The organism is Phycisphaerales bacterium, from assembly GCA_040217175.1.
Taxonomy (GTDB): Bacteria; Planctomycetota; Phycisphaerae; order Phycisphaerales; family UBA1924; genus JAHCJI01.
The window spans coordinates 1,263,608-1,286,372 of the sequence record JAVJNT010000002.1; the positions used below are offsets into that span (position 1 = coordinate 1,263,608).

Here is a 22,765-nt window from a genome sequence, read left to right on the forward strand (position 1 = left end):
TCGTCATCTCGGACCAGGTTCGCCTGCCCTTTCTTCGCGAGATCCTGACAGGATCCGAGGCCGCCTGCAGTATCATGCTCTCCGGAGGTGCGTGATGCGGCTTGTAGTGCTCATGGTTGTGATGCTCGGCTCGGTTTCGACGGCCTTCGCCCAGGATCGCGAGATCCGCCGGGTGGTCGAGGCCGACGCTCTCTCGCTGGTGTTCGACGACCCCGTGCGCGACAGCGGCTCGGCGTCGTCGATGGAGGCCGGCGCGTTCGACGAGACCGCCTCGGCCCGGGCGGTCATCCCGCCCTTCGCGTCCAACCGCAGCGAGGCCGCGCAGGCGAGCCTGTACGCGCCACGCCCGGATGGCGACGCGATCGAGGCGTCGGGCTCGGCCGTGGCGCAGCTCTTCATCCAGGGGCTGGGCGACGCGTCGGCTACCAGCCTCTACGAGCTTGCCTTCACGGTTCGCGCGGGGTCGACCCTGCTGATCGAGGACTTCGAGCTGCTCGTTGATCGCGCCTTCGACGGCGAGGTCTCGCGCGATCGGCCGGGCGATGCGACCGCGTCGATCCGCCTGGTGAACACCGACACGTTCGAGGTCGAGGTCCAGGTCGAGGCCGTGCTGGACGACCTCGGCACGCGGCTGCTGCTGCGGCCGGTCGCGCCCATCGAGATCGACCTCGACGCCGGGCGCTACGAGTTGGCGATCGACGCGACGGCCAGCGACCGCACGAATGGCTTCGAAGAGGTGCAGGACAGCCTGGCGGCCGCCAGCTACTTCGTCGAGGCGATCTTGTTCGAGCCCGACGCATGCCGGGCCGACCTCGACGGCGACGGCGAACTCACGGTGTTCGACTTCCTCGCGTTCCAGAACCTCTTCGACGCGGGCGATCTCGCGGCCGACTTCGACGGCGACGGCGAGCTGACGATCTTCGACTTTCTCGCGTTCCAGAACGCGTTCGACGCCGGGTGCCCGTAGCCGCTACTGGCCTTCGGCGCCCAGCAGCGGCAGGACGACCGGGCGATCGAGCGTGCTGATCTCGTCGACGACCAGGCCGCCGATGGTCGAGTTGTGGCCCGTGTAGCCGCGCGTGTGCTCGCTGAGGAAGCGCAGCGTGCCGGGCGGGCGGAAGACGACGATGATGCGTTCGCCGCCGGGTGCTCGCGCCAGCAGCACGCGGATGGGCGAGTCGCCGACGTCGGTCTGCTCGCCGTAGCGGCCCTCATAGGCGGTCCATCCGATCAGCGAGACGTTGCTCGTGGTCGCCTTCGCGAAGTCGGCCGTGAGCGGCACGCCGAAGACGTCGAGGCCGTACTGACGGAATTTCTCGGGCGTGTCGCAGACGACGTCGGGCTGGAACGAGCCCTCGAGCACGCCGCGGGCGTGGGAGAGCTGCACCGTGGGCACGGGCGTGTACAGCAGGTAGGCCGACATGGAGATGATCAGCGCGATGCCCGCGGCCAGCGCGCCGAGGCGCACGGGACTCCACCGCCGGGCCTCGGCGGTCCGAAAGTCGAAGTGGACGCGGACGGCCTGCGCGTCGCTGTCGAGCTGCTCGAGAGCGCGGGCCATATCAGGACGCTCGCGCAGCTCGGCCTCGACGGCGCGGCGCTCGTCGGGCGAGAGATCTCCCTCGGCGTAGGCGATCAGTCGTTCGAGCTCGTGTGCGGAGATCATCGCGTGTCCTCCGTCAGACGCTCGAGGAGCTGCGTCCGCGCCCGGTAGACGTGGCTGCGCGCCGTGGCGGGCGGGATGCCGAGGATCGTGCCGATCTCGGCGTACTCGTGCTCGCCCACGATGCGGAGCAGCAGGCACTCGCGGTGTGCGGTCGAGAGCTGTTCGAGGGCGTTGATCAAGTCGCGGTGGTCCTCCAAGGCGTTGCGAGCGTCGTCTCGCCGGAAGCTGGGCACGAGGCGGAGGCGCCGCTCTCGCCGGCCGCGGGCCTGGTCGCTCCGCCGCATGTTCCGAGCGGCATTGCGGGTGATGGTCGCCATCCAGGCTCGGAAGTCGGTGCCCGGCTCGAACCGGTCGAGCGAGGCCAGGGCCGTGATGGCGGCCTGCTGGACGGCGTCGTCGGCGCCGGCGCGGCCGACCTCGGCGGCGGCCACGAGGAGCAGGGCGGGCCTGGCCCCTTCCAGCAGGCGCGCAAACTCTCCGCGGTCGAGCGGCGTGCTCGTGGCGTCGGTCGGTGCGGCTTGCCGGGTGCTGGTGCCGATCGCTCGTGGTCCTCCCGCGGATCGTAAACGCTCGAACCGTACTGCCGGGCTGTGGGTCATGAGGGTCATGCGTATTGCTTCAAAGGTGCACCGGCACCGCTCGCGTTGCGTTCTGTGAGCGACCGCGCAACAAAAAACCGCCCGTTCGGGCGGTCGTGTGGCGGGTATCGGACGGCGGGTTAGCAGCCCGCGTCAAAGGCGTTCTGGAACGCAAGGAAGTCGAAGAGCGTCAGGCTGCCGTCGCCGTCGAAATCGGCGGCGAGGTCGCCCGCGTCGAACAGGTTCTGGAACGCGAGGAAGTCGAAGAGCGTGAGCTCGCCATCGCCGTCGATGTCCGGGAGGCAGCCGCCCACGTCGAGCAGGCTGGGGGTGTACGCGGCGCCGCCCGTGGGGTTCGGCGCCAGCGGCGTGCCCGCCGGCGCGGGGTAGGGCGAGTCGGCCGTGCTGAAGGTGCCGGTGGCCAGGTCGTAGATGTGGTGCACCCCGCCGTTGGCGTCGGCGTTGTCGGTGAGCAGGAATACCTCGCCGCCGCCCGCGGCCAGGCCGTCGACGTCGGTCACGCCGTCGGGGAACCGCACGACCTCGGTCAGGCCGGTGGGGTTACTCGGGTCGACGCTGTAGATCCAGCGGCCGCCGGTGTCGTCGTCGTCGGCCAGGTAGATCAGGCCGTCGTCGTCATTGAAGTCGATGCCGCCGATCGCGAAAGAGCTGCCGGTGTCCTGGTAGTCGAGCACGAGGGTGAGCACGCCGGTGGTCAGGTCGATGGCGAACAAGCCTTCGGGCTGGCCCGCGCTGCCGAGCGTACGCGTGCCGTAGAGCGTGCCCGTGGTGCTGTCAAACGCCAGCCCGTCGATGGAGACGTCGCCGCCCATGGCGTCCTGGGTCTCGACGAGCTTGGTGGGGTTGAGCAGATCGTCGTACGAGAACTCGTAGACGTCGTCGTTGGGCCCGTTGCGGACGGTCGCAAAGAAGCGGCGGTTGGCGTCGTCACCGGCCAGCCCGGTGAAGCCCGGGGCGGTCGCGGGAACGCCGAGGTCGGTCTCGATGTCGAACAAGAAGGTGTTGGTGTCGCCCTCGTTGAAGAAGGCCTCGGGCTGGTTCTCGCCGAAGACGGGCTTGGTGATGCCGGTGGTGAACTGGGCGCTGGCGGCGGTGGCCATGCCGGCGACGGCGGTGATAGCGGTAATGGCGCGCATCAGGCGTGTCCTCTCTCCCGCGGGGCGGGACTCGTGGTTTGTCCCCCGAGTAGCGTTGAGGAAACGATAACCGTCGCAGCGTGCGAGCCAGCGTCGATCGCGGTTCATCCAGGAGAATTCGAGTGCGGCGCGGGGAGTTGCCGAGCGCGATAACAGGCTTCAGCAGGCCTGTTCGGCCGCCATCGGGGTCAACTCGACGGTCGGGCGCGCATCCACGACACGATGGCGTCGACGTGCCCGGGGGGCGTGGCGTCCGCCCCGCCGTCCTTTCGCGCGATGGCGATGAGGAACTGGGGCTTGCCGCCGCCCGTCGGCCAGCGCTCGTCGCGTGCGGCGACCGGTTCGATCGCCCACATGCCAGGAGGCAGGTCTGGGCTGTACACCTCGTCGGTGGGGTTCTGGCCGATCCATCGTTCGACCGTCAGTCCGCTCTCGATCATGGCGGCAAAGTCGGCAAAGCCGAAGTCGTGCACGTGGTGCGGCGTGGGGCCCATGCGGTTGGGCGTGCTGATGACCAGGCGGCCGCCGGGCTTCAGGATGCGCCGCAGCTCGGCAACGAGGCCCGTCGCGTCCTGCACGTGCTCGATGGTCTCGAAGCTGGCGGCCAGGTCGTACGCGCCCGAGGCCAGCGGCGTGTTGCACGCATCGGCGGCGTGGAAGGTGCAGGCGCCGTCGCAGCCGTGAAGCCTGGCGGCGTAGTCGACGGCCAGCGGGTCGATGTCGACCCCATCGGTCCGTGCGCCCGAGATCGTGCTCAGCAGTCGTGATCCGTAGCCCGTGCCGCTGGCGACGTCGGCGATGCGATCGGCTCCGTGCTGCCTCGCAACATCCGCGGCCAGCTCGTACCTCCGGGCGTGCAGCTCGGTGCGCGCAGGCGGGATGATCGGCTGCAAGGCGTCATGCCGCTCGCTGCGATTTGCCACCAGCCAGCGCGCATCATCGAGCGAGAGCCCGCCGGCGACCAGCCGCTCGATGGTCGCGTCGGCGGCCCAGATCGTGTCGTCCGGCACGTAGAGCGAGACGACGCGGACGGGCGAGCCGGCGAACGCCGCCCGCGCGCGCTCGCCGACGGCGTCCTCAAAGTCGGTGGTGCTGAGCACGATGGCCTGAAACGTCGGGTTCTCGGCTGCCTCAGTAGGCGTCAGCACGGGCACCCCGGCGATGTCGTCGCGCGTGGGCTGGTCGTCGAGCACGGCGGCCACCCGGATGCCGTGGAAGAGCCAGGGCTGGCGGATGATCGCGCGGGTGTGGCGGCCGCCGGGGTAGAGGGCGATACGCGTGATGCCGCTCGTAGCCAGCCAGGCGGCGGTGCGGTCGAGGAGCCGCTCGCGGAGCTGGGGCACGACGGCCAGCCTTGGAGCCTTGGGCTGCCACGCCGGCGCTTGGGCACCATCGGTCTTTGGTTCGTGGGTATGCAGGGCGCTCACGGCCTCGTCATCGACCATCTTCTGGTGCCGGCACGAACACGGGGCCGATGCACGAGGCATGTCCGCCGTCCCCGCCGTCCGTACGCCCGCAGCTTCCGGCCCCGCGTTCCAGGTCGCGACGTCGCTTTGGCCCGCGGTGCAGCGGGCATGGGACCTGAGCGGCGGCGTTCTCGAGGGCGTGGGGGCCGCGCTGGGCGAGACTCCTCCGGCGCCAAAGGGCGGCACGATCTGGCCGCCGGGCGAGTCTTTCGCGCCGCCGCTGGTGATCGTCGGCGCCGCTTCGACCGAGCTCCTCGCCCGAGCGGTCGCCGAGCGTACCGGATCGCTCCAGTACCTGCCGCGCGTGATGGCGATCGAGCCACGGGCCGAAGCCGCGCTGGCCGGCCTCGCACGCCTGGGCGAAGGCGCGGCCAGAGAACTGCTCGCCGCACGGGGGGTGGAGTGGTTCGTGGGGCCCGCCGCCATGGAGCGGCTGAAGGATTGGTTGAATGAGCGCGTCGACAACCCCCTGCCCAAGAGCGTGGTCGACAACGGCGCGCCTCCGGGCACCGCGGCGGGCGTCGCGAAGATCCTGGGTGAGGCCCACGCTCGTCAGCAGGCAACCATGCGTGAACACGCTGCCGTGCTGCGGCAGTGGGCGAGCAACCGCGCCAACCGGACCGCCATCGCCGAGCGGTGGCGAACCGCGGCGTCGCTCCGGCTGCTCGTGACGACGTCGCGATTCTCGACGTACATGTGGCCTTCGGCGATCGACCTCGTGGACGTGCTCGCGTCGCTCGGCCACGATGCGAGGCTGCTGGTCGAGCCCGACGACCACACCAAGCAGACCCAGCTGCACTACACGCGGGCGATGATCGACTTTGAGCCGGACGGCGTCGTGTTGCTCAACTACATGCGACCGCACCTCGGTCCGGTTGTCCCGCCGCACGTTCCGGTGGTGACGTGGTCGCAGGACGCGATGGGGCACTACTTCGCCGGAGGCAGGCTGGCCCGGAGCGGAGTGCACGACTTCGTCGTCGGCATGCTGTATCCCGAGCTGCGAGATCGGCTGGGCGTGCCCGAAGAGCGGATGCTGCCGTGGGCCAACCCGGTCTCGCCGATGAAGTTCCACGGTGCTCCGGTCGACGCTTCGCGAGAGCGACTTCGGTGCGACGTCGCGCTCATGACGCGTCACAGCGAACCGCCGGCGGCGTACGTCCGCAGGGTGTACGACCAGGGTGGTGCCGCGAGCACCTACGGCAAGGCCATCCTCGAGCTCGAGCGGCGCGTGCCCGAGGCGATGCGGCGGGCGGCGCACGAGGAGCGCTGGCTGCTCCACGAACTGCAGACCGAATGCACCAAGGCGCTCGAGGCGACGGGCACGCGGACGCCAGTGGCGTCGCTGGTCGAAGGAATCCTCCAGCAGATCGCGCTCCCGCTGGCCGACCTGCACTTCCGCCAGCAGGCAGCCCGTTGGGCGGCAGGAGCGTGTGCACGCCGAGGCTGGCGGTTGCACCTGTACGGCAAGGGCTGGGAGGATCACCCCGAGCTGGCCGAGCACGCACGCGGCGAGCTTGCGCACGGCGAAGAGCTGCGCGCGGCGTATCAGCTCGCCGGCGTCACGATCCACGCCTCGGTGCGCGGCCAGAACCACCAGCGCGTGGCCGAAGCGGCCATGAGCGGCGGCCTGCCAATCGTGCGACGCACGTTCGAAGACCTCGATCGCGCGCGCTGGTACCAGCTCAACGAAATGGTGGGCTCGATCGAGCCGGACGGACGGACCGACGACGGGCGGCCGCTCTTCACGATCGCCGACCACCCAGGGCTCCTGCGAGTCGCCGCGCTGTGGAGCCGCTGTGGCCGGACGCTGGGCCAGGGTGGCATGGTCGGGCCGACGCGCCGGGAGATGGCGATCCTGGAGCATTGCCCGCTCGGCAAGCCCAAGCTGCCGCACGAGGATCCGGCGTGGCCCTTAATCGACGTTGGCGCCGTCGGCTTCTCGAGCGAGTCCGAGCTCGAAGCCATCGTCGAGCGGTCGAGGAGCGCCGCGTGGCGAAGCGGCTGGTCAGCGGCGATCGGCACTCGGGCCCGCGAGCGTTTCTCCATGGACCGCTTCGGGCGCGATCTCGTCGAGATGGTCCGCGCGAGCTACCGCTAGATCGATGCACTCTGTCGGCAGCCCGGTCGCTCGGCAGCGCGGCAGGTCGTGCTCGTGCAGCGCAAGGAGCGAATCGGGCGAGAATCGTTCGGGCCCGGCATCGAACGCGTGCACGGGCAGGCCGGCGTGGGTGGTTGGTTCCTCGGCGTCGTCGTCGAGCCAGCCAATGATGGGTGCGCCGTGGCGGATGGGGGCGATCAGCACCGGCGTGCGTTCGCTGTCAACAACGACGGCGATGCGCTTCGATCCAGCCCGGATGAGCCGATCGATCGCGCGCTCGGCCGCATACACGCCTGCTTCCACGCAGCCGTTCGGTGAGACGGCAACACCCAGGCCGCGATCACGCCACTGCTCGACGAGCGCCGGGCTCGGGCGCGGCGAGCCGGCCCGGACGAGGACGGCGTCGCAGCCAGCCGTGGGCGCATCGGTCGCGATGCGCGCATAGCTAGCCTGCCGCAGCTCGCGCTCGAACCACGCGTCGGCGGCGGACTCGTCTGCGGGCGAGCGAGGACCCCAAGGCCAGGATTCGGTCGAACGAACGGCGAGGTCGGTGCGCTGCGCTAGCCGAGGATCGTCGCAGCGCACGCCGCGGGCCACGAGCTGGGCCGCCAGGGCCAGCGCTCGATCGTCGTCGAAGCTGACGCGCTCGGGCTGCAGCGCGAGCGCGGCGTCGAGGATTGCTTGGGCGCGTTCGTGGGTCGGAAGCGTCGGGTCGGGCACGACCTCATGCGCGCGAGGGTGATCGAGCGTACGCGTACGGGCATCGGCGAAGTTCAAGGGGCTCAGACCGACGCACAGGAGATGGTCGCATGGATTCGTGGTCATGGCGTCGAGCGCGGCGTCGACCATCGGCGGTCGCGGGTGCTCGTGATCGCAGATGGCCACGTAGAGGGTCTTGCACGATGCGGGCGCAACACGAAGGCGGCCCATCGAGGGGATGGGGTTCGCGTTGCCGGTCCGTCGTACGCCCACCAGCTCGCGCGCGACGTTCGCCGCGGCGTTGGGCGTGCAGAGCTGGTCGAGGATCGTGCGTTGGCGTTCCAGGTCGGGGCCGTCGAGGATCGCGTCGAGCACGTCGGTGCAGGTGCGCAAGTGCTCGATCGGCTGGTGCGTGATCGCCGAGTCGTCGAGCGCCTCGGCCCACACCCACGCCGCGGGCACCCAGAGCGGCCAGGGGTGCGGGTGGGCGATCGCGGTGGGCACGCCGGCGAGCATCGACTCGACGGCCAGCGTGCTCGCGGTCGTGATGTTGGCACGTGCACCGGCGAGCGACTCGGTGAGGGGCGCTGCGTCGGGTTCGACGCCGAGGTCGCGGGCGAGCGCCGCATCGATGCGCCACCGCACATCGAGCCTGCGAGCCGTTGCCTGGACATGAACTTCCAGCAACATGGCGCGCACGCGGGCGAGTGCGTCATGGTCCATCGCAGGCGTCAGTGCCGTGGCGACCAGGAGCCACTGCTCTGGCTCGACTCGTGCGCGGGCGTCGGCGAGGCGATCCTCGAAGCCGTCGAGCCGCGGCAGCCCCGTCGTCGCGACGGTGTTGCCGAGGTCGGCCAGGATCTTCGCCTGCAGCGGACCCATCGCGAGCACGAGGTCGTGGGGGGTTCGCTGCAGGTGGTCGGGGCCGAGCCAGGGGTTGCGCATCGTCGCCGCGTGTTCGACGACGCCGTCGACCAGCAGCACGGTGGGGATGCCCATCGCGCGCGCGAGGCGAGTCGGGGCGAGGTGGGCACTGTGGCTCAGGTCGGCAAACGCGACGGCGCGGGCGCCCTCGAGCACCTCCTTGATCGCGTGATGCCCGAAGCGCATCTCGCGACCCCACAGGCGCTCATAGCAAACCTCGACGCCGTGCGCGTTGAGTGCTCCGGGCACGCCGGCGAACTGGTCCAGCGGGCGGCGGCTGCCGAACAAGACAATCTGCCCCGAACGCGCGGCCACGGCCTACGCGCTCGCGGGCGCGGCGAAGACCTCGGCGGCCTTCGGCGGCGGCGCGCTGCGGACGGCCGCGAGGAAGCCGGCGGCGCGGGCGGCCATCCGCCAGCCGCGGGCGCTCGCAAACAGGTCGTGCACGTTGGCGCTCATCGCCGGCTCGCGGGCCGTCGCCTGGAAGCGGGCGTACTCGTCGGCGGCGTGCTCGGTCAGGAGCGCGCGGGCATCCTCGATCGACTGGGCCGAGCCGTCGAAGCGATCGCCGAAGACGGCGGTGGCGCACGCCTCGTTCACGCGGTGCAGCTGCAGCGCCTGGTGGCCCAGCAGCGCCTCGCGCGCGAGGATCTGGCCGGGCTCGTAGCGGTGGTGGTGGGTCGCGCTGGCCTCGGGGCGGTAGAGCACGGGTGTTCGGTGCTCGGTCGTGACGCGATACGCCCACTCGAGGTCGTCGAACATGGGCTGCGCGAGGCGACCATCGAAGTCCGCACAGATCGAGCGCGGCACCGACAGGTTCAGCGTCCACGCGTGGCGGAAGCCCCAGTCGCGGTCGCGCTCGACGCCGTTCATGTCGCTGTAAAAGAAGAGCAGCGCGGTCTCGCGCGTCATGCGGTCGAGCACGCGGTCGCCCGACGGCACGGCGAAGGGCCCGTCGCCCAGGACGAGCTTGGGCGCGCCGTCGCGGTGCGCGGCGCGGTGGTGGTCGACCAGCCGCGGCGCGGGGAGGACGTCGTCGTTCAGGAAGAGCACGAGACCGCCCTCGGCGTGCGCGAGGCCGCGGTTACGCGCGCCGGCGGGGCCGGCCGGCTCGCCGGTCACGACCGTCACCGAGCCATCACGCGTCAGGGGCTCGAGGTCTGCCGGCGCCTCGTGGCCGTCGATGCTGGCGATCACGCGCAGCTTGGCGTCGCGCTCGGCCAGCAGGGCCGCGATGCACCGGGCGAGGGACCCATCGGGCCCGCCGCGGCTCGGGATGATCGCCGTCACGCGCATGCGAGGGTATCAACGGTCGATTCGCGCACGGGCCTCTACAAAAGCGGCCTATCCGGCGCTGGCGAACAGCCCGCCGGCGACCGTCCGCTCGTGGTCCAGCAGCCACCGCTTGCGTTCCAGGCCGCCGCCGTAGCCGTGCAGGCTCCCATCGGCCGCGACCACCCGATGGCACGGCACGACGACGGCCAGCCGGTTCGCCCCGTTGGCCGCACCGACGGCCCGCGATGCCCCGGCGTCCTTGCCGATGGTCCGGGCGATGTCGCCGTAGCCCACGGTCTGGCCGTACGGAATCCCCAGCAGCGCGTTCCACACGGCGTGCTGGAAGGCCGTGCCCGCCAGCTCCAGCGGCACCGTGAACCGCTTCAGGTCGCCCACGAAGTAGGCCCCGAGCTCCTGCACGAGCAGGGCGAGCGCGGGGCACTCGGGCGGGTCGACGCTGGGCCGCACCTGGGCATCGAACATCGTCGCCAGCGCGTCCATCGCGGCCGGTGCCCGGTGGCCGAACTCGACGAGGGCGATCCGCGGCCCGTCGACGTCGGTGATCGAGGCGAGGGTCAGCTCGCCGACGGGGCTGGGGATGGTCGTGGTCGTCAGGGTGGCGGTGTCGGCGGGCATACCAAACAGTAGCCGTTCAGATGACGACGAGCGAGGCGTCTTCCCGACGCGTGAGGGCCGCTGCGTCCGGATAATCGGGCGGCCGGGCTCCCCCAGCGTACGGCCGGAGAGCCCGACCGTGCGATCGGACGACCCAACCGCACGATCGGAGGGCCCGAGCGTGCCGCCGGACGACCCGAGCGGGCGGTCGGATAGCCCGATCGTGCCGACGGGCAGCCCGGCGATGCCCTCGGGGAGCCCGGCGGGGCGGGCGCGACCAACCATCGGGCGATGGATGCGCCCGACGATGCCGCACCTCCGCCGCCGGTGCCCGCCGCCGGATCGCTGCCGGCGTGGATGCGATGCGTGGCGTGCGGGTACGACCTGGCCCGCCTGCCGCGCGGGGCTCCCTGTCCCGAGTGCGGGGAGGGAACGCCGCCGTCGTGGCCGGTGTGGGACCTGCGCCGCTGCGACGGGGCGTACGTGCGGCGCGTGCTGGGCGGGGCCGTGTTGTTGCGGCAGGCGGCGCTGGGCATCGCGGCGGCCTCGTCGTGCGGCATGGCGGCCCTCGTGCTGTCTCGCTGGCCGTTGCCCGGCGTCGACGAGTTGGTCCTCGTCGCCATCACCATCGCGGCCGCGGTCGTGATCGCGGTCTGGTCGAACGTGAAGCTGGCGTGGCTCGGCACCGTGCTCCGGCTCGACGCGGTTACGCGCTGCGCGCCCGCCGCGGCGAGCCAGCACGCGCTCGCCCGCGACGCGGCGTCGGCCAACTGGGTGTTCGTGCTCGTGCTCGTGCTAGGACTCTGCTTGCTCTGCACGCTGTTCTACCTGGGCGTGCTGATCGCCGCCGTGGGCGTGCCGCTGTGGCTCGTCTCGATCGGGGCGGTGTTCATTACGGGGGCGCGATTCCTCGGCGACGCGATCGAGCGCGCCGGCGGTACGCAGCCGAGCACGGTGGCCTCGTACGCCATCGCGCTGCTGCCCTTTGCCGGCCTGGGCTTCCTCGTACTGGCCCTGCTCGGCCTGATGCCCTGGCCCTGGCTGCCGATCGCGGCGCTGCTGGGCCCGGCGCTCGCGGCCGGCGGCCTGGCCCGACGCGGCACGCGGGCGCGGCGGGCGATCGAGGGGTTGCTCGAAGGGGCCGCGTGCGTTCGCGGGGTCTGAGCGACCACCTCCGCGTCCTCTGCGTCCTCCGCGTTCGAGCGACTCCTCCTCAATGCTCCATGCCGCCAACCATGCCCCATGGAGCTCACCCCGCTTCGATACCTCCGCGCCATCGCCGACGCCGGCACGCTGACGGTCGCCGCCCAGCGGCTGGGGCTCAGCCAGCCGACGCTCTCGGCCGCCGTCCGCAAGCTGGAGGAGGAGCTGGGCGTCGACCTGTTCAGCCGCACCGGGCGCGGGCTGACGCCGACCGAGGCGTGCTTCGTGCTGCTCGAGCACACCGATCAGGCGCTGCGCAGCGTTGATGCCGGCGTGCGGGCCGTGCGCGCGCTCGCGGGGCTCGAGGCTGGGACCGTGCGCATTGGCGCCGGCGCAACGGTCGTAACGTACCTCCTGCCCGGTGTCGTGCAGCAGTTCCGCCGCAAGCACGCCGAGCTGCGCGTGAGCGTGCGGGAGGCGGGCAGCACGCAGGTGGCCGAGGCGCTCTTGAAGGGCGAGCTGGACCTCGGCGTCGTGACGCTTCCGGTCAACATCCCTGGGAGCAACGAGCTGATGACGGTGGCTCGCGCGCAGGACGAGCTGCGGCTGATCTGCCCGAGCGGGCACCCGCTGGCGGGCAAGACCGACTTCGCGTGGAAGGACCTCGAGGGCCAGGCCGTCGTCGGCTTCGAGGCGGGCAGCAGCGTGCGCGCCGTGATCGACCAGGCCGCCATGGCCCACGGCGTGACGCCGGAGGTCGTCGTCGAGCTGCGCTCGATCGAGGGCATCGCGCGCATGGTGCAGGCGGGGGTGGGCGTCGGCTTCGTGAGCCGGATGGCGCTCACCGGCAGCGCGGGGCTGGCCTGCCGCGACGGAAGGCTCGTGCGCGGGCTCGCCCTCGTCCGCCGGCGGGACCGCACGCCCTCGCCCGCGGCGGCGGCCTTCGAGCAGGACCTGTTCGCGGCGATGGCGACGGCGCCGTAGCCTGACCGGCACGCCGCGCCACGCGCATCCATCATGGATGCGTCGACGCACGCGGGAAGGACGGCACGGATGGCCAAGCGAGAACGACGACCCGAGGTCCGCTGCCGCGCGCTCTACAGCGGCGAGTTTGCGCGCACGGTTGCCGACCTGGTGTGCCCCGAGGAGCCCGACCGGCCGCTGACCGTGCTGGCGATCTCGGGCGGGGGCAAGTTCGGGGCCTTCAGCGCGGGCTACCTCAACGGCTGGACGCAGCGCGGCGATCGGCCGGCCTTCGACGTCGTCACCGGCATCAGCACGGGCTCGCTCATGGCGCCCCTGGCCTTCCTGGGCACCGCCGAGGCCGACGCGGCGCTCGAAGAGATCTACACGACCGTCACCAGCGACGACGTGTACAAGAAGCGGCTGTGGGTGCAGATCCCCTTCAGCAAGTCGCTGCTCAACGCCGAGCCGCTCAAGAAGCTGATCGAGAAGCACATCACCAAGCAGGTCATCAACGCCGTGGCCGAGCAGTGCGTGGGCCGCGGGCTGTACGTGGCGACGGTCGACCTGAGCGACACGCGGATGGTCATCTGGGACATGGGCTGCATCGCCCAGGCGAAGGACTCCAAGCTGTTCCGCCGGGTGCTGCTGGCCGCCGCCGCGGTGCCGATGGCCTTCCCGCCGATCAAGATCAAGAGCGGCGTGCGCGAGGACCGCGACAAGGACCGCTGGCACGTCGACGGCGGGCTGCGCGAGAACGTCTTCTGGCGGCGCGAGCTGGCACAGCTCTCCAAGGCGCTCGAGGCCCGTCGAGGAGACTCCAGCGTCCCGCCGGCGACGCTCTACGCCCTGGTCAACGGCCAGCTGCGGACGCAGTACAGGGAGGTCGACTTCGGCTGGGTGCCCATGCTCGGCATCGCCCGCCGCGCGGTCAGCACCATGATCAGCGAGGTCGCCATCGGCAGCCTGCAGAAGCTCTACGCCGAGACGCTCGAGGCCGGCGTGCGGTTCCGCTTCAACTACGTCCGCGAGTACGACGGCAACGCCGAGTGGGACCAGTTCGTGCCCGAAGAGATGCGGACCCTCTTCGAGCACGGCCGAGAGCTGGGCCTGGCCGGCCACTGGGAGGAGCGTCCGCCAGACGAGCCGCTGGACGGCTAGCGGGCGTTCGGCATAGACAGCGTCTATAAAAACTGTAAGCGTCAGTAGTTGGACCAATAGGTCCACGGCGGCGATACTACGTGTAGATCCCTTGGACCTCGCCCCGAAGGAGACCGCACGATGGCCAGCAACCCGTTCAACAGCCGCCGCACGCTCAGCACCAGCAAGAGCGGGGACTACACGTACTACGCCCTCGAGGCCCTTTCCGACCAGAAGGTCGGGCACGTCAAGAAGCTGCCCTACTCCATCCGCGTGCTGCTCGAGGCCATGCTGCGAAACGTCGACGGCTTCACCGTGACCCAGGACGACGTCGCCGGGCTGGCCAACTGGAACGCCAAGGACGTCGACAGGGTCGAGATGCCGTTCTCGCCGGGCCGCGTGGTGTTGCAAGACTTCACGGGCGTGCCCTGCGTGGTCGACCTGGCGGCCATGCGCGACGCCATGAAGCGGCTGGGCGGCGACCCGACGATGATCAACCCCGAGGTGGCGTGCGACTTGGTGATCGACCACTCGGTGCAGGTCGACGACTTCGCGACGCGGGTGGCGCTCACGATCAACGCCGAGCGCGAGTTCGAGCGCAACAACGAGCGGTACAAGTTCTTGAAGTGGGGCCAGCAGAGCCTGAGCAACTTCCGCTGCGTGCCGCCGGCGACGGGCATCGTCCACCAGGTGAACCTCGAGTACCTCGCGCGCGGCTGCCTGACGCGCACCATCAACACCGCCGATGGCGAGGAGCGTCAGGTCTACCCCGACAGCCTCGTGGGCACCGACAGCCACACCACCATGATCAACGCCCTGGGCGTGCTGGGCTGGGGCGTGGGCGGCATCGAGGCCGAGGCCGTGATGCTCGGACAGCCCGTGTACATGCTGACGCCCGAGGTCGTGGGCTTCAAGATGACCGGCAAGCTGGCCGAGGGCGTCACGGCGACCGACCTGGTCTTGACGGTCACGCAGATGCTCCGCGAGTTCGGCGTGGTCGAGAAGTTCGTCGAGTTCTTCGGCCCGGGCATGGCCGCGCTCAGCCTGCCCGATCGCGCGACCATCGCGAACATGGCGCCCGAGTACGGCGCCACCTGCGGCTTCTTCCCCATCGACGACAAGACCATCGAGTACCTGCACCTGAGCAACCGCAGCGAGGAAGAGATCGAGCTGGCCGAGGCGTACGCCAGGGCCAACATGCTGTGGTGGGACGAAAGCCAGCCCGACCCGGAGTTCACCGACGTGATGGAGCTGGACCTCAGCCAGGTGCAGCCCAGCCTGGCCGGCCCGAAGCGCCCGCAAGACCGCGTGGACCTGCACGACATGCACGCCCGGTGGGCCAAGGAACTGGCCGACGCGTTCGGAAAGCGCCCGCCCAGCGAGAGCGTGAACCTGAACCGGTGGGCCGGCGAGGGCGGGCAGGCCGAGTTCTCGGCGGTCAACCCCGAGAACGCAGCACCGAGCTCGGATGACGCGGCCCACTACGACGAGAACGGCGTCGTGGTCGAGCTAACGAAGGCCAGCCACCCGCCGCGCGTGGGCCAGAAGGTGCGCCTGCACCACGGCTCCGTGGTCATCGCGGCCATTACGAGCTGCACGAACACGAGCAACCCCGACGTGATGGTCGCCGCCGGCCTGGTGGCACGCAAGGCCCGTGCGCTCGGGCTGACGCGCAAGCCCTGGGTCAAGACCAGCCTGGCGCCGGGCAGCAAGGTCGTGACCGAGTACTACGACAAGGCGAACCTGACCGAGGACCTCGACGCGCTGGGCTTCACGACCGTGGGCTACGGCTGCACGACGTGCATCGGAAACTCCGGCCCGCTGCCGCCCGAGATCGAAGAGGGCATCGAGAAGGGCGACCTGATCGCCGCCAGCGTCCTGAGCGGCAACCGCAACTTCGAGGGCCGCGTGCACCCGAAGGTGAAGGCCAACTTCCTCGCCAGCCCGCCGCTAGTGGTCGCGTACGCCATCGCGGGCCGCGTCGACATCGACGTGGTGAACGAGCCGCTGGCGACGACGCCCGATGGCAAGGAGGTGTTCCTCAAGGACATCTGGCCCAGCATCGAAGAGGTCCAGAAGGTCGTCGCCTCGTGCATCGATCGCGAGCAGTTCGCCCGCCGCTATGGAGACATCTTCACGGGCAACGAGACGTGGAACAAGGTGCCGGTCTCAGAGAGCGACCTGTACCCGTGGGAGGACGACAGCACGTACATCCAGAACCCGCCGTTCTTCGAGGGCATGGGCGAGCAGGCGCCGGGCTTCGAGCCGGTGAGCGGCGCCCGCTGCCTGGCGCTGCTGGGCGACAGCGTAACGACCGACCACATCTCGCCGGCCGGCCGCATCGAGCCCGAGACGCCCGCGGGCCAGTACCTGATCGAGAGCGGCGTCGCGCAGCGAGACTTCAACAGCTTCGGCAGCCGTCGCGGCAACGACCGCGTCATGACCCGCGGCACCTTCGCCAACGTGCGCGTGAAGAACAAGATCGCCGCCGAAGGCGGGAACCAGCCCGAGGGCGGCTGGACGCGCAACTTCACCAAGGGCAAGGACCTGGCCAGCGCCCCGGTCGAGTATATCTACGACGCGGCCATGGATTACAAGAAGGCCAAGACGCCGCTCGTCGTCGTCGCCGGCAAGGACTACGGCATGGGCAGTAGCCGAGACTGGGCGGCCAAGGGCACGATGCTGCTTGGCGTGCGGGCCGTCATCGCCGAGAGCTTCGAGCGCATCCACCGAAGCAACCTCGTGTTCATGGGCGTGCTTCCGCTGGTCTTCAAGGACGGGCAGAGTGCCAAGAGTCTGGGCCTCAAGGGCGACGAGACTTTCGACATCATGCTGCCCAGCCCCATCGAGCCCGGCTGCGACGTACCCGTGAAGGCGACCACGCCCGACGGCAAGACGATCGAGTTCACGTGCAAGTGCCGCATCGACACGCCGATCGAGATCGAGTACTACCGCAACGGTGGCATCCTGCACACGGTCATCCGCAAGAAGCTGAACGAGGCGAAGCAGCCGGCGTGAGTGATGTCGTTGTCGAGCTGATCACCATCGAGGATGCGCTGCCACTCAGGCAGCGCATCCTCAGGCCTGGCTTGCCGGCGGGGCAGTCCGAGTATCCGGACGACGACGCGGCTACGAGCGTTCATGCGGGCGTCCAGGTGGACGGGACGGTCGTGGCCGTCTCTTCGTTCTACTTCGAAGACAGGCCCGAATCGGACGCTGCCGGCGTGCGCATCCGAGGCATGGCGACGCTGCAAGAGTACCGAGGGCGAGGCTTCGGACGCGATCTGCTCGAGTTCGGTCTTGCTCAGCCCGCCCTACGTGATCGAGCAGAAGCATGGTGCAACGCCAGGCTCTCGGCAGCCAAGTTCTACGACAAGCTGGAGTTTCGGAGGATTGGTGAGCCGTTCGAGCTGGCGGGCATCGGCCCGCACGTCGTGATGGTGCGTTCACTCGCGGCGAGCCGATGAAGCGAAGGCCATGAGCGACTTCAACACCAAGCACAATCGCGTCGTCTGGTTCGACATGCCCGTGGTCGACCTCGACCGGGCCATCGCGTTCTACTCGGGCGTGCTGGCCATCAAGGTCGGTCGCGAGTCGTCCGAGGGATTCGAGTTCGGCGTGCTCGAGCACGAGCAGGGCAACGGCGGGTGCCTCGTGCCTGGGACGGGCGAGGTGGCCGACGAAGGGGCGCTGCTGTACTTCAACGTCGATGGTCGCATCCGCGACGCCGTGGCGAAGGTGCCCGGGCTCGGCGGCCGCGTGAAGCAGGACGTGCACCCGATCGGCCCGCACGGCTTCCGGGCGATCGTGAGCGACAGCGAGGGCAACTGCCTGGCGCTGCACTCCCAGAGCGATTCATAGAGAGGGGCGAATCATGCGACGGACGCGATGGATGGTCGTTGGCGGCGTGGCCCTGGCCGGGGCGTTGTTCGCGGGACTGGGAGCGGTCGCGGCGGGCTCGAGAGACGAGCCCGTCCGGGTGTACCTCGTCCATCGGGCCGAGCAGCCCGAGCGCGGGCACAGCACCACGGGTTCTGCAGGGGGAATCACGATTTTCAGCACGGCCCCGGGCACCCACTGGCCGGTGCAGGTGCTCGGCTACCTCGAAGATGCCGACGAATCCTGGGTCGTCGTACGCAAGGCCGGGGAAGAAAGCCGCGGTGGCGAGGTCCGGATCCCGCGGGAGCGCGTGCAGCTCATCGAAGAGTTGTCCGAAGACGAGCTTGCGCGGCTGCTTCGCTCGCGCTGAGCCGGTGCTTGGCGGCATTTACCAACGCCAAAAGTTAATTTGACCAAAGCCGCGTGAGTGAATCTGACGGTTTCCGCTCCATGACCCGGGACACGCCTTGGTGCCCGGGTCGGGGGTCGACTCGGCGCTCCAAGCGTAGAGGAGAAGAAACCGATGATTCATACGCATGTTCGCACGCTGTCCGCCGCCGCTTCGATCCTCGCGGCGACGGGCCTTGCCTGCGCTCAAACGGCTCTGGTGTGGGAGAACGAGTCGGCCGGCGCCGCGCAGACCGACATCGCCGAGGACGCCTGCACGGCTCTCGGCCTCACCGTGACGCTGATCGACGGCAACGACCAGGCCGGCTTCCGCACCCAGCTCGCCGCTGGCGGGTGGAACGTGGTGGTGGTCAACAACCCGCTGAATACGTTCGACGCCGACACCATTACCGCGATGCGGGACTGGGTCGACGATGGCGGTCGCCTGCACGTCTCGTACTGGAACGGCGACGACCTGATGTCCGGCGACATCTTCGGCTACACCGCCGCTGCCGACTACTTCGCACCCAAGAACAAGATCGATATCGGCGATGCGTCGTGGGGCGGCGTTGGCAACCTCACCGCCGATGGCTCGGATCCGTACTACGCCGACAACGGCGACGACCTGACGCTGGCCAGCGGCTACCGCTCGGGCCTGAACAGCGCCGGTGGCACGATCGCCACCTCGGTGGGCGGCACCACGATCTACAACGCGTGGGACTACGCCTCGATGACCAGCCTGGCGCGGACCCGCGCCGGTGTCCGCAACCAGATTGCGCACCTGCTGGGCTATGACAGCGGCAACCTGGTGTTTACCGAGGCCCGCGCCGGCGCCCGGTGGGAGCTCGATGCCGCCGATGCGGCCTTCGGTGACGGGCGATACCGACTCATCGTGGCCGACAAGGCCGAGCTCGAGGCCGCCGTGCGGAGCGGCGACTACGGCTGCATCGTCATCCACGAGCCCGCCAACGGCTTCGCTGGGAGCTTCGAGACGGCCATCAACGGTGCCGTCTCGCGTGGTGCGAAGGTCCACTTCTCGTACTGGAACCTGGATGCCTCGCCCTCGCTGCAGTCGACCTTCGACGTGGCCAGCACGGTCGACTTCTTCGCGCCCAAGCCCGTCTTCAACAGCAGCGCACACCCGTCGTGGAGCGTTGCGACCAGTCCTGTTTCGGTCGCGGGCGACGAGTGGAACGACAACGGCGACGACCTGACCGCCGCAGCCGGCGCCCAGATCACCTCGCGCTTCAACAGCGTGGTTGGCCGGGGCGCGACCGTGGTGAGCGCTCGCTCGCAGCGCACGCTCCTGAACGGCTTCGAGTACGAGTCGATGACCGCCACCGAGGTGGCCGACCTGATTGAGGCCCAGATCGTCTGGCTGTGCAACCCCGGCTGCATCCAGTTCGAGGATCGCGACGCCGGCGACCAGGTCAGCAACCAGTACACGGGCGTGCGCTTCAGCGTCGGCTCGGGCGGCCCGGCCTCGGTGTCGGACTACCTCAGCTACTTCGGCACCAAGTCGGTCGTGAACGCGACCGACGGCGGTGACGAGAGCGATCGCGACCTGACCCTGGAGATGCGGTTCTCGCCGGCCATCGACTCGTTCGAGCTCGACTTCCATAGCGCCGGCACGCCGAGCACCGGCTTCGAGTTCCCGATCCGCTTCTACCGCGGTGCGGCGCTCGTCCGCACCGAAGGCCTGGCCGAGAACGGCGGCGAGTGGGCTCGTGATATCGAGTTCAACAACCTCAACGGCGTGACGCGGATCGAGATCGATTCCTCGGATCCGGGTTGGTTGTTCAGCATCGACAACATCTGCTTCGAGACCCGCTGCCGGGCCGACTTTGACGGCGACGGCCAGCTCACCATCTTCGACTTCCTCGCGTTCCAGAACGCCTTCGACAGCGGCGACCTCCGTGCCGACTTCGACGGCGACGGAGTGCTGACGCTGTTCGACTTCCTGGCCTTCCAGAACGAGTTCGACGCGGGCTGTCCGTAAGCGTTCCCGAGAAGCCATACCCCTTCGCAACGCCCCCGCCGCCTCACACGCGCGGGGGCGTTGCCATTGCGCCGTCGCCGTTGTTCGCCAGCCGGGCATGGCGGACGAGCCGCTTGCTGACCTCGATGAGCCGATCCCGCTGGACGGGCTTGCTCAGGAAGTCGTCGCAGCCGCCGTCGAGGCATCGCTGCCGGTCGTTCATCATCGCGTTGGCGGTGACGGCCAAGATGGGCGTGCGGTGGCCGCGCGATCGCAGTTCGCTCGTTGCCTCGTAGCCATCCATGCCCGGCATGTGCATGTCCATGAGTACCAGGCCGAACGGATCACCCGACTCGATGGCGCGTTCGAAGACCTCGAGTGCCTCGGCACCGTCCTCGGCCGTGGCCGTCCTGGAACCCGCCGACTCGACGAGGTGGACCAGCAGCCGCCTATTGTCGGCTCCATCGTCGACGACCAGCGTCCGCACGCTCGAAAGCTCGCAGTCTCGATCGTCGCCAGCGTCGGTGTCGCTCGAATCAGAGACCAACAAGGGCTCGCGCTGACGCTGCTCGGCCGCATCGTCCGAGAGCAACTCGCCGTACTCAGCTCCCGTGGCGACCGAGGCGGTGAAGGTGCTGCCTCGGCCCTGTTCGGACTCGATCGAGATCGAACCGCCCAGGAGTGTGGCCAGGCCAGACGAGATGCGCAGGCCCAGCCCCGTACCGCCGAAGTTCCGCGTGGTCGATGCGTCCGCCTGGGTGAAGGCTTCGAACTTCTGGATGAGCTCGACCTGGTCGGGCGACATCCCCACCCCGGTATCGCGCACGATCCATCGAAGCTGCTCGTTGTCCGCGTCGTGGGCCAGGTGCAGGCTCACGCTGCCCTGCTTCGTAAACTTGACGGCATTCGAGACGAGGTTGATCAAGATCTGCCGGAGCCGCGTCGGATCGCTGACGATCGAGGCAGGAACGGGCGTGTCGATGCTGAGCCGAAGCTCGAGGTTCTTGCCCTGGGCCTTGGGCGTCATGAGGTCGATCACGTCACGGGCCAGGCGCAACGGGTTCATGGCCATGCGTTCGATGTCCATCCGGCCTTCCTCGACCTTCGAGACGTCGAGGATATCGTCGACGATGGTGAGCAATTGGGTCGCATTGTGCGTCATCGTCTCGAGCGCCGTGTCGATGTCGATCTTGAGGCCGTCGCGACGCGCGTCGCGGAGCAACTCGGCGTAGCCCACGATGGCCGTCATCGGCGTGCGAATCTCGTGGCTCATCGACGCGAGGAATCGGCTCTTAGCTTCGTTGGCGCCTTGGGCTCGCTGCTGCGCGTGCTCGAGTTCGGCCGTTCGTTCTTCAACGAGGCGTTCGAGCGTGGCGTTGCGATCACGGAGCTCTTCGCCCAATCGACGCTCGATGGCCTTCGCTGCGAGCGAACTCTTGAAGTCCTTGAGATCTCCCAGCACGAACTTCCAGGACCATGCATTGAGCAACACCAACGCGGCCGCAAGGAGTCGATACGCCGGCCACGCGAACGCCAGAATGCTGAACACGTATCCGCAGACCGCGCACCAGAAGAAGATGTTCGCGAGCTCGAACATCTTGTGATTGCGATCGCGTGGATCCTGCGCCCGGTGCGTACGCATCCAGAACCAGTAGATGCGGGCATACGCGGAGATGATGCCAGAGGTGAGGACGATGAGGGCGATGATCCAGGGCCAGTCGGGCCGACCGGCCTCATCGACCATGCAATGCGTGCGTGGCATGTACTGGCCGAAGTTCGTGAAGAACGACGCGAAGCCGCCCGCGTCGACGCCGGCTGCCTGCAATGGAATTTCGGGGTCGCTCCCGCAGAATGGCTGGCCTTCGACCGGTCCGGAGCCGGGGCCGGGCATGCTCATGTCGAGACCATCGCTCCGAACCACTTGCGCTGCCATGCAACCCGTGGATCGACGCGTGTGAGCTTGGTGATGAGTACGGAGGTGTACGGACTTACCGTAACCCCTCATTAAGGTATTCTAAGTTCAGGTGCGTTTTTCGGCCTCCGAACAGGCTTTTATCCGCGGAAGGCCGCGGCAAGTTTTTCTCGAGCTTCTGGAGTTGCAAGGACGGACGCACTGAGATCGGCGCCCTCGGCCGCCAACGCCGCATCGCCCGAGCCATCGAGTTGTGTCAGGAGCCGCTTGGTTGCCGCGATCGCGTGCTTGCCGCCCTTGGCGAGCCGATCGGTCGCCGCGGCGCAGAGATCGTCGAGCGCGTGGCGATCAGCAGCCAGGTCGTCGACGATGCCCGCCTCGTGCGCGGCGGTACCGTCCATCAGCCCGCCCCGCAAGAGGATCGCCCGGGCGCGCCCGGCGCCGATCTTGCGAACCAGCACCGGCGCGACGACCGCCGGACACACGCCCAGGTCGACCTCGGGGAAGCCCAGCTTCGCATCGGCGTGGCTCAAGACGACGTCGCACGCGCAGGCGAGCCCGCAGCCTCCGCCGATGGCGGCGCCATTGACCTTGGCCAGCACCACCATTGGCAGCGTGCGCAAGCGCGTGGTGAGCCGGGCGATGCCGTGCAGCAGCTTCGGCGGCGCGCTCTCGTCGCCCAGCACGCTCTTGAGATCCATGCCCGCGCAAAAGCTCTTGCCCGCGCCCGTCAGCACGAGCACGTGCGGGTCTTCGGGCAACTCGTCGAGCCGGGCATGCAGCGCCTCGAGCAGCGGCAGCGACATGGCGTTGCGCGCCTCGGGCCGGTTCATGGTCAGCGTCGCGATGGGGCCATCAGTCTCGAGCGTGGCGAGTTCGGTCATG

The 22,765-nt window shown here is 69.3% G+C and carries 19 protein-coding genes; 10 read left to right on the forward strand and 9 right to left on the reverse strand.

The genetic code is table 11. The features are described 5' to 3' along the window. The first annotated feature begins 94 nt into the window (after positions 1-94). Complete coding sequence (locus RIA68_12620) at positions 95-967, forward strand: GC-type dockerin domain-anchored protein (GenBank protein MEQ8318286.1); 873 nt, start codon at positions 95-97, stop codon at positions 965-967. 3 nt (positions 968-970) lie between these two features. Here the strand turns inward: RIA68_12620 and RIA68_12625 are convergent, their stop codons facing one another. The 4 genes from RIA68_12625 to RIA68_12640 all read right to left on the reverse strand — a co-directional run bounded on the left by RIA68_12625 (position 971) and on the right by RIA68_12640 (position 4,888). Continuing rightward, positions 971-1,666 (reverse strand): hypothetical protein, encoded by a 696-nt coding sequence (locus RIA68_12625; GenBank protein MEQ8318287.1) that lies wholly within the window; start codon positions 1,664-1,666, stop codon positions 971-973. Continuing rightward, positions 1,663-2,274, reverse strand: a complete 612-nt coding sequence (locus tag RIA68_12630; GenBank protein ID MEQ8318288.1) for a sigma-70 family RNA polymerase sigma factor — start codon at positions 2,272-2,274, stop codon at positions 1,663-1,665. Before RIA68_12630 ends, RIA68_12625 begins: the two co-directional genes overlap by 4 nt. A 110-nt stretch (positions 2,275-2,384) precedes the next feature. Further along, positions 2,385-3,401: a GC-type dockerin domain-anchored protein gene (locus RIA68_12635; GenBank protein MEQ8318289.1), complete on the reverse strand. Its 1,017-nt coding sequence runs from the start codon at positions 3,399-3,401 to the stop codon at positions 2,385-2,387. Between the two features lie 188 nt (positions 3,402-3,589). Further along, the gene (locus RIA68_12640; GenBank protein ID MEQ8318290.1) at positions 3,590-4,888 is read right to left on the reverse strand and encodes a class I SAM-dependent methyltransferase; all 1,299 of its coding nucleotides are present in this window, start codon (positions 4,886-4,888) and stop codon (positions 3,590-3,592) included. Here RIA68_12640 and RIA68_12645 point away from each other — a divergent pair. After that, on the forward strand, positions 4,887-6,965 hold the full coding sequence (locus tag RIA68_12645) for a hypothetical protein (GenBank protein ID MEQ8318291.1): 2,079 nt from the start codon (positions 4,887-4,889) through the stop codon (positions 6,963-6,965). The genes RIA68_12640 and RIA68_12645 overlap by 2 nt on opposite strands. Here RIA68_12645 and RIA68_12650 read toward each other — a convergent pair. Genes RIA68_12650 through RIA68_12660 form a run of 3 tightly spaced genes read right to left on the reverse strand, consistent with a single transcriptional unit; the run spans position 6,873 to position 10,499 of the window. Further along, entirely contained in the window at positions 6,873-8,903 is a 2,031-nt protein-coding gene (locus tag RIA68_12650; protein ID MEQ8318292.1) for a hypothetical protein, read from the reverse strand. The two genes, RIA68_12645 and RIA68_12650, sit on opposite strands and share 93 nt — an antisense overlap. Before the next feature lie 3 nt (positions 8,904-8,906). Further along, a complete protein-coding gene (locus tag RIA68_12655; GenBank protein MEQ8318293.1) occupies positions 8,907-9,884 on the reverse strand; it encodes a glycosyltransferase family A protein in 978 nt (325 codons plus the stop codon). A 48-nt stretch (positions 9,885-9,932) separates the two neighbouring features. Beyond that, positions 9,933-10,499 (reverse strand): methylated-DNA--[protein]-cysteine S-methyltransferase, encoded by a 567-nt coding sequence (locus RIA68_12660; GenBank protein MEQ8318294.1) that lies wholly within the window; start codon positions 10,497-10,499, stop codon positions 9,933-9,935. Positions 10,500-10,769: 270 nt separating this feature from the next. Here RIA68_12660 and RIA68_12665 point away from each other — a divergent pair, with 270 nt between their 5' ends. The 8 genes from RIA68_12665 (at position 10,770) to RIA68_12700 (ending at position 19,989) form a co-directional block, all read left to right on the forward strand. Next, positions 10,770-11,642, forward strand: coding sequence for a hypothetical protein (locus RIA68_12665; protein MEQ8318295.1), 873 nt, complete (start codon positions 10,770-10,772; stop codon positions 11,640-11,642). Between the two features lie 78 nt (positions 11,643-11,720). Beyond that, the gene (locus RIA68_12670) at positions 11,721-12,605 is read left to right on the forward strand and encodes a LysR family transcriptional regulator (protein ID MEQ8318296.1); all 885 of its coding nucleotides are present in this window, start codon (positions 11,721-11,723) and stop codon (positions 12,603-12,605) included. Positions 12,606-12,674: 69 nt separating this feature from the next. Continuing rightward, positions 12,675-13,745 carry a patatin-like phospholipase family protein gene (locus RIA68_12675; GenBank protein MEQ8318297.1) on the forward strand — a complete coding sequence of 357 codons (1,071 nt, stop codon included), beginning with the start codon at positions 12,675-12,677 and terminating at the stop codon, positions 13,743-13,745. Positions 13,746-13,865: 120 nt separating this feature from the next. Then, positions 13,866-16,742 carry an aconitate hydratase gene (locus RIA68_12680; GenBank protein MEQ8318298.1) on the forward strand — a complete coding sequence of 959 codons (2,877 nt, stop codon included), beginning with the start codon at positions 13,866-13,868 and terminating at the stop codon, positions 16,740-16,742. Beyond that, a complete protein-coding gene (locus RIA68_12685; GenBank protein ID MEQ8318299.1) occupies positions 16,739-17,191 on the forward strand; it encodes a GNAT family N-acetyltransferase in 453 nt (150 codons plus the stop codon). The genes RIA68_12680 and RIA68_12685 overlap by 4 nt, the downstream gene beginning before the upstream one ends. 10 nt (positions 17,192-17,201) lie before the next feature. Then, positions 17,202-17,585: a VOC family protein gene (locus RIA68_12690; GenBank protein ID MEQ8318300.1), complete on the forward strand. Its 384-nt coding sequence runs from the start codon at positions 17,202-17,204 to the stop codon at positions 17,583-17,585. Positions 17,586-17,598: 13 nt separating this feature from the next. Beyond that, entirely contained in the window at positions 17,599-17,973 is a 375-nt protein-coding gene (locus RIA68_12695; GenBank protein MEQ8318301.1) for a hypothetical protein, read from the forward strand. A 153-nt stretch (positions 17,974-18,126) separates the two neighbouring features. After that, positions 18,127-19,989, forward strand: a complete 1,863-nt coding sequence (locus RIA68_12700; GenBank protein MEQ8318302.1) for a GC-type dockerin domain-anchored protein — start codon at positions 18,127-18,129, stop codon at positions 19,987-19,989. Between the two features lie 43 nt (positions 19,990-20,032). On the opposite strand, the gene RIA68_12705 is transcribed toward RIA68_12700, so the two are convergent. After that, a complete protein-coding gene (locus RIA68_12705) occupies positions 20,033-21,901 on the reverse strand; it encodes a response regulator (GenBank protein MEQ8318303.1) in 1,869 nt (622 codons plus the stop codon). A 119-nt stretch (positions 21,902-22,020) separates the two neighbouring features. Further along, positions 22,021-22,764 (reverse strand): enoyl-CoA hydratase/isomerase family protein, encoded by a 744-nt coding sequence (locus RIA68_12710; protein ID MEQ8318304.1) that lies wholly within the window; start codon positions 22,762-22,764, stop codon positions 22,021-22,023. Between the last annotated feature and the right edge of the window lies 1 nt (position 22,765).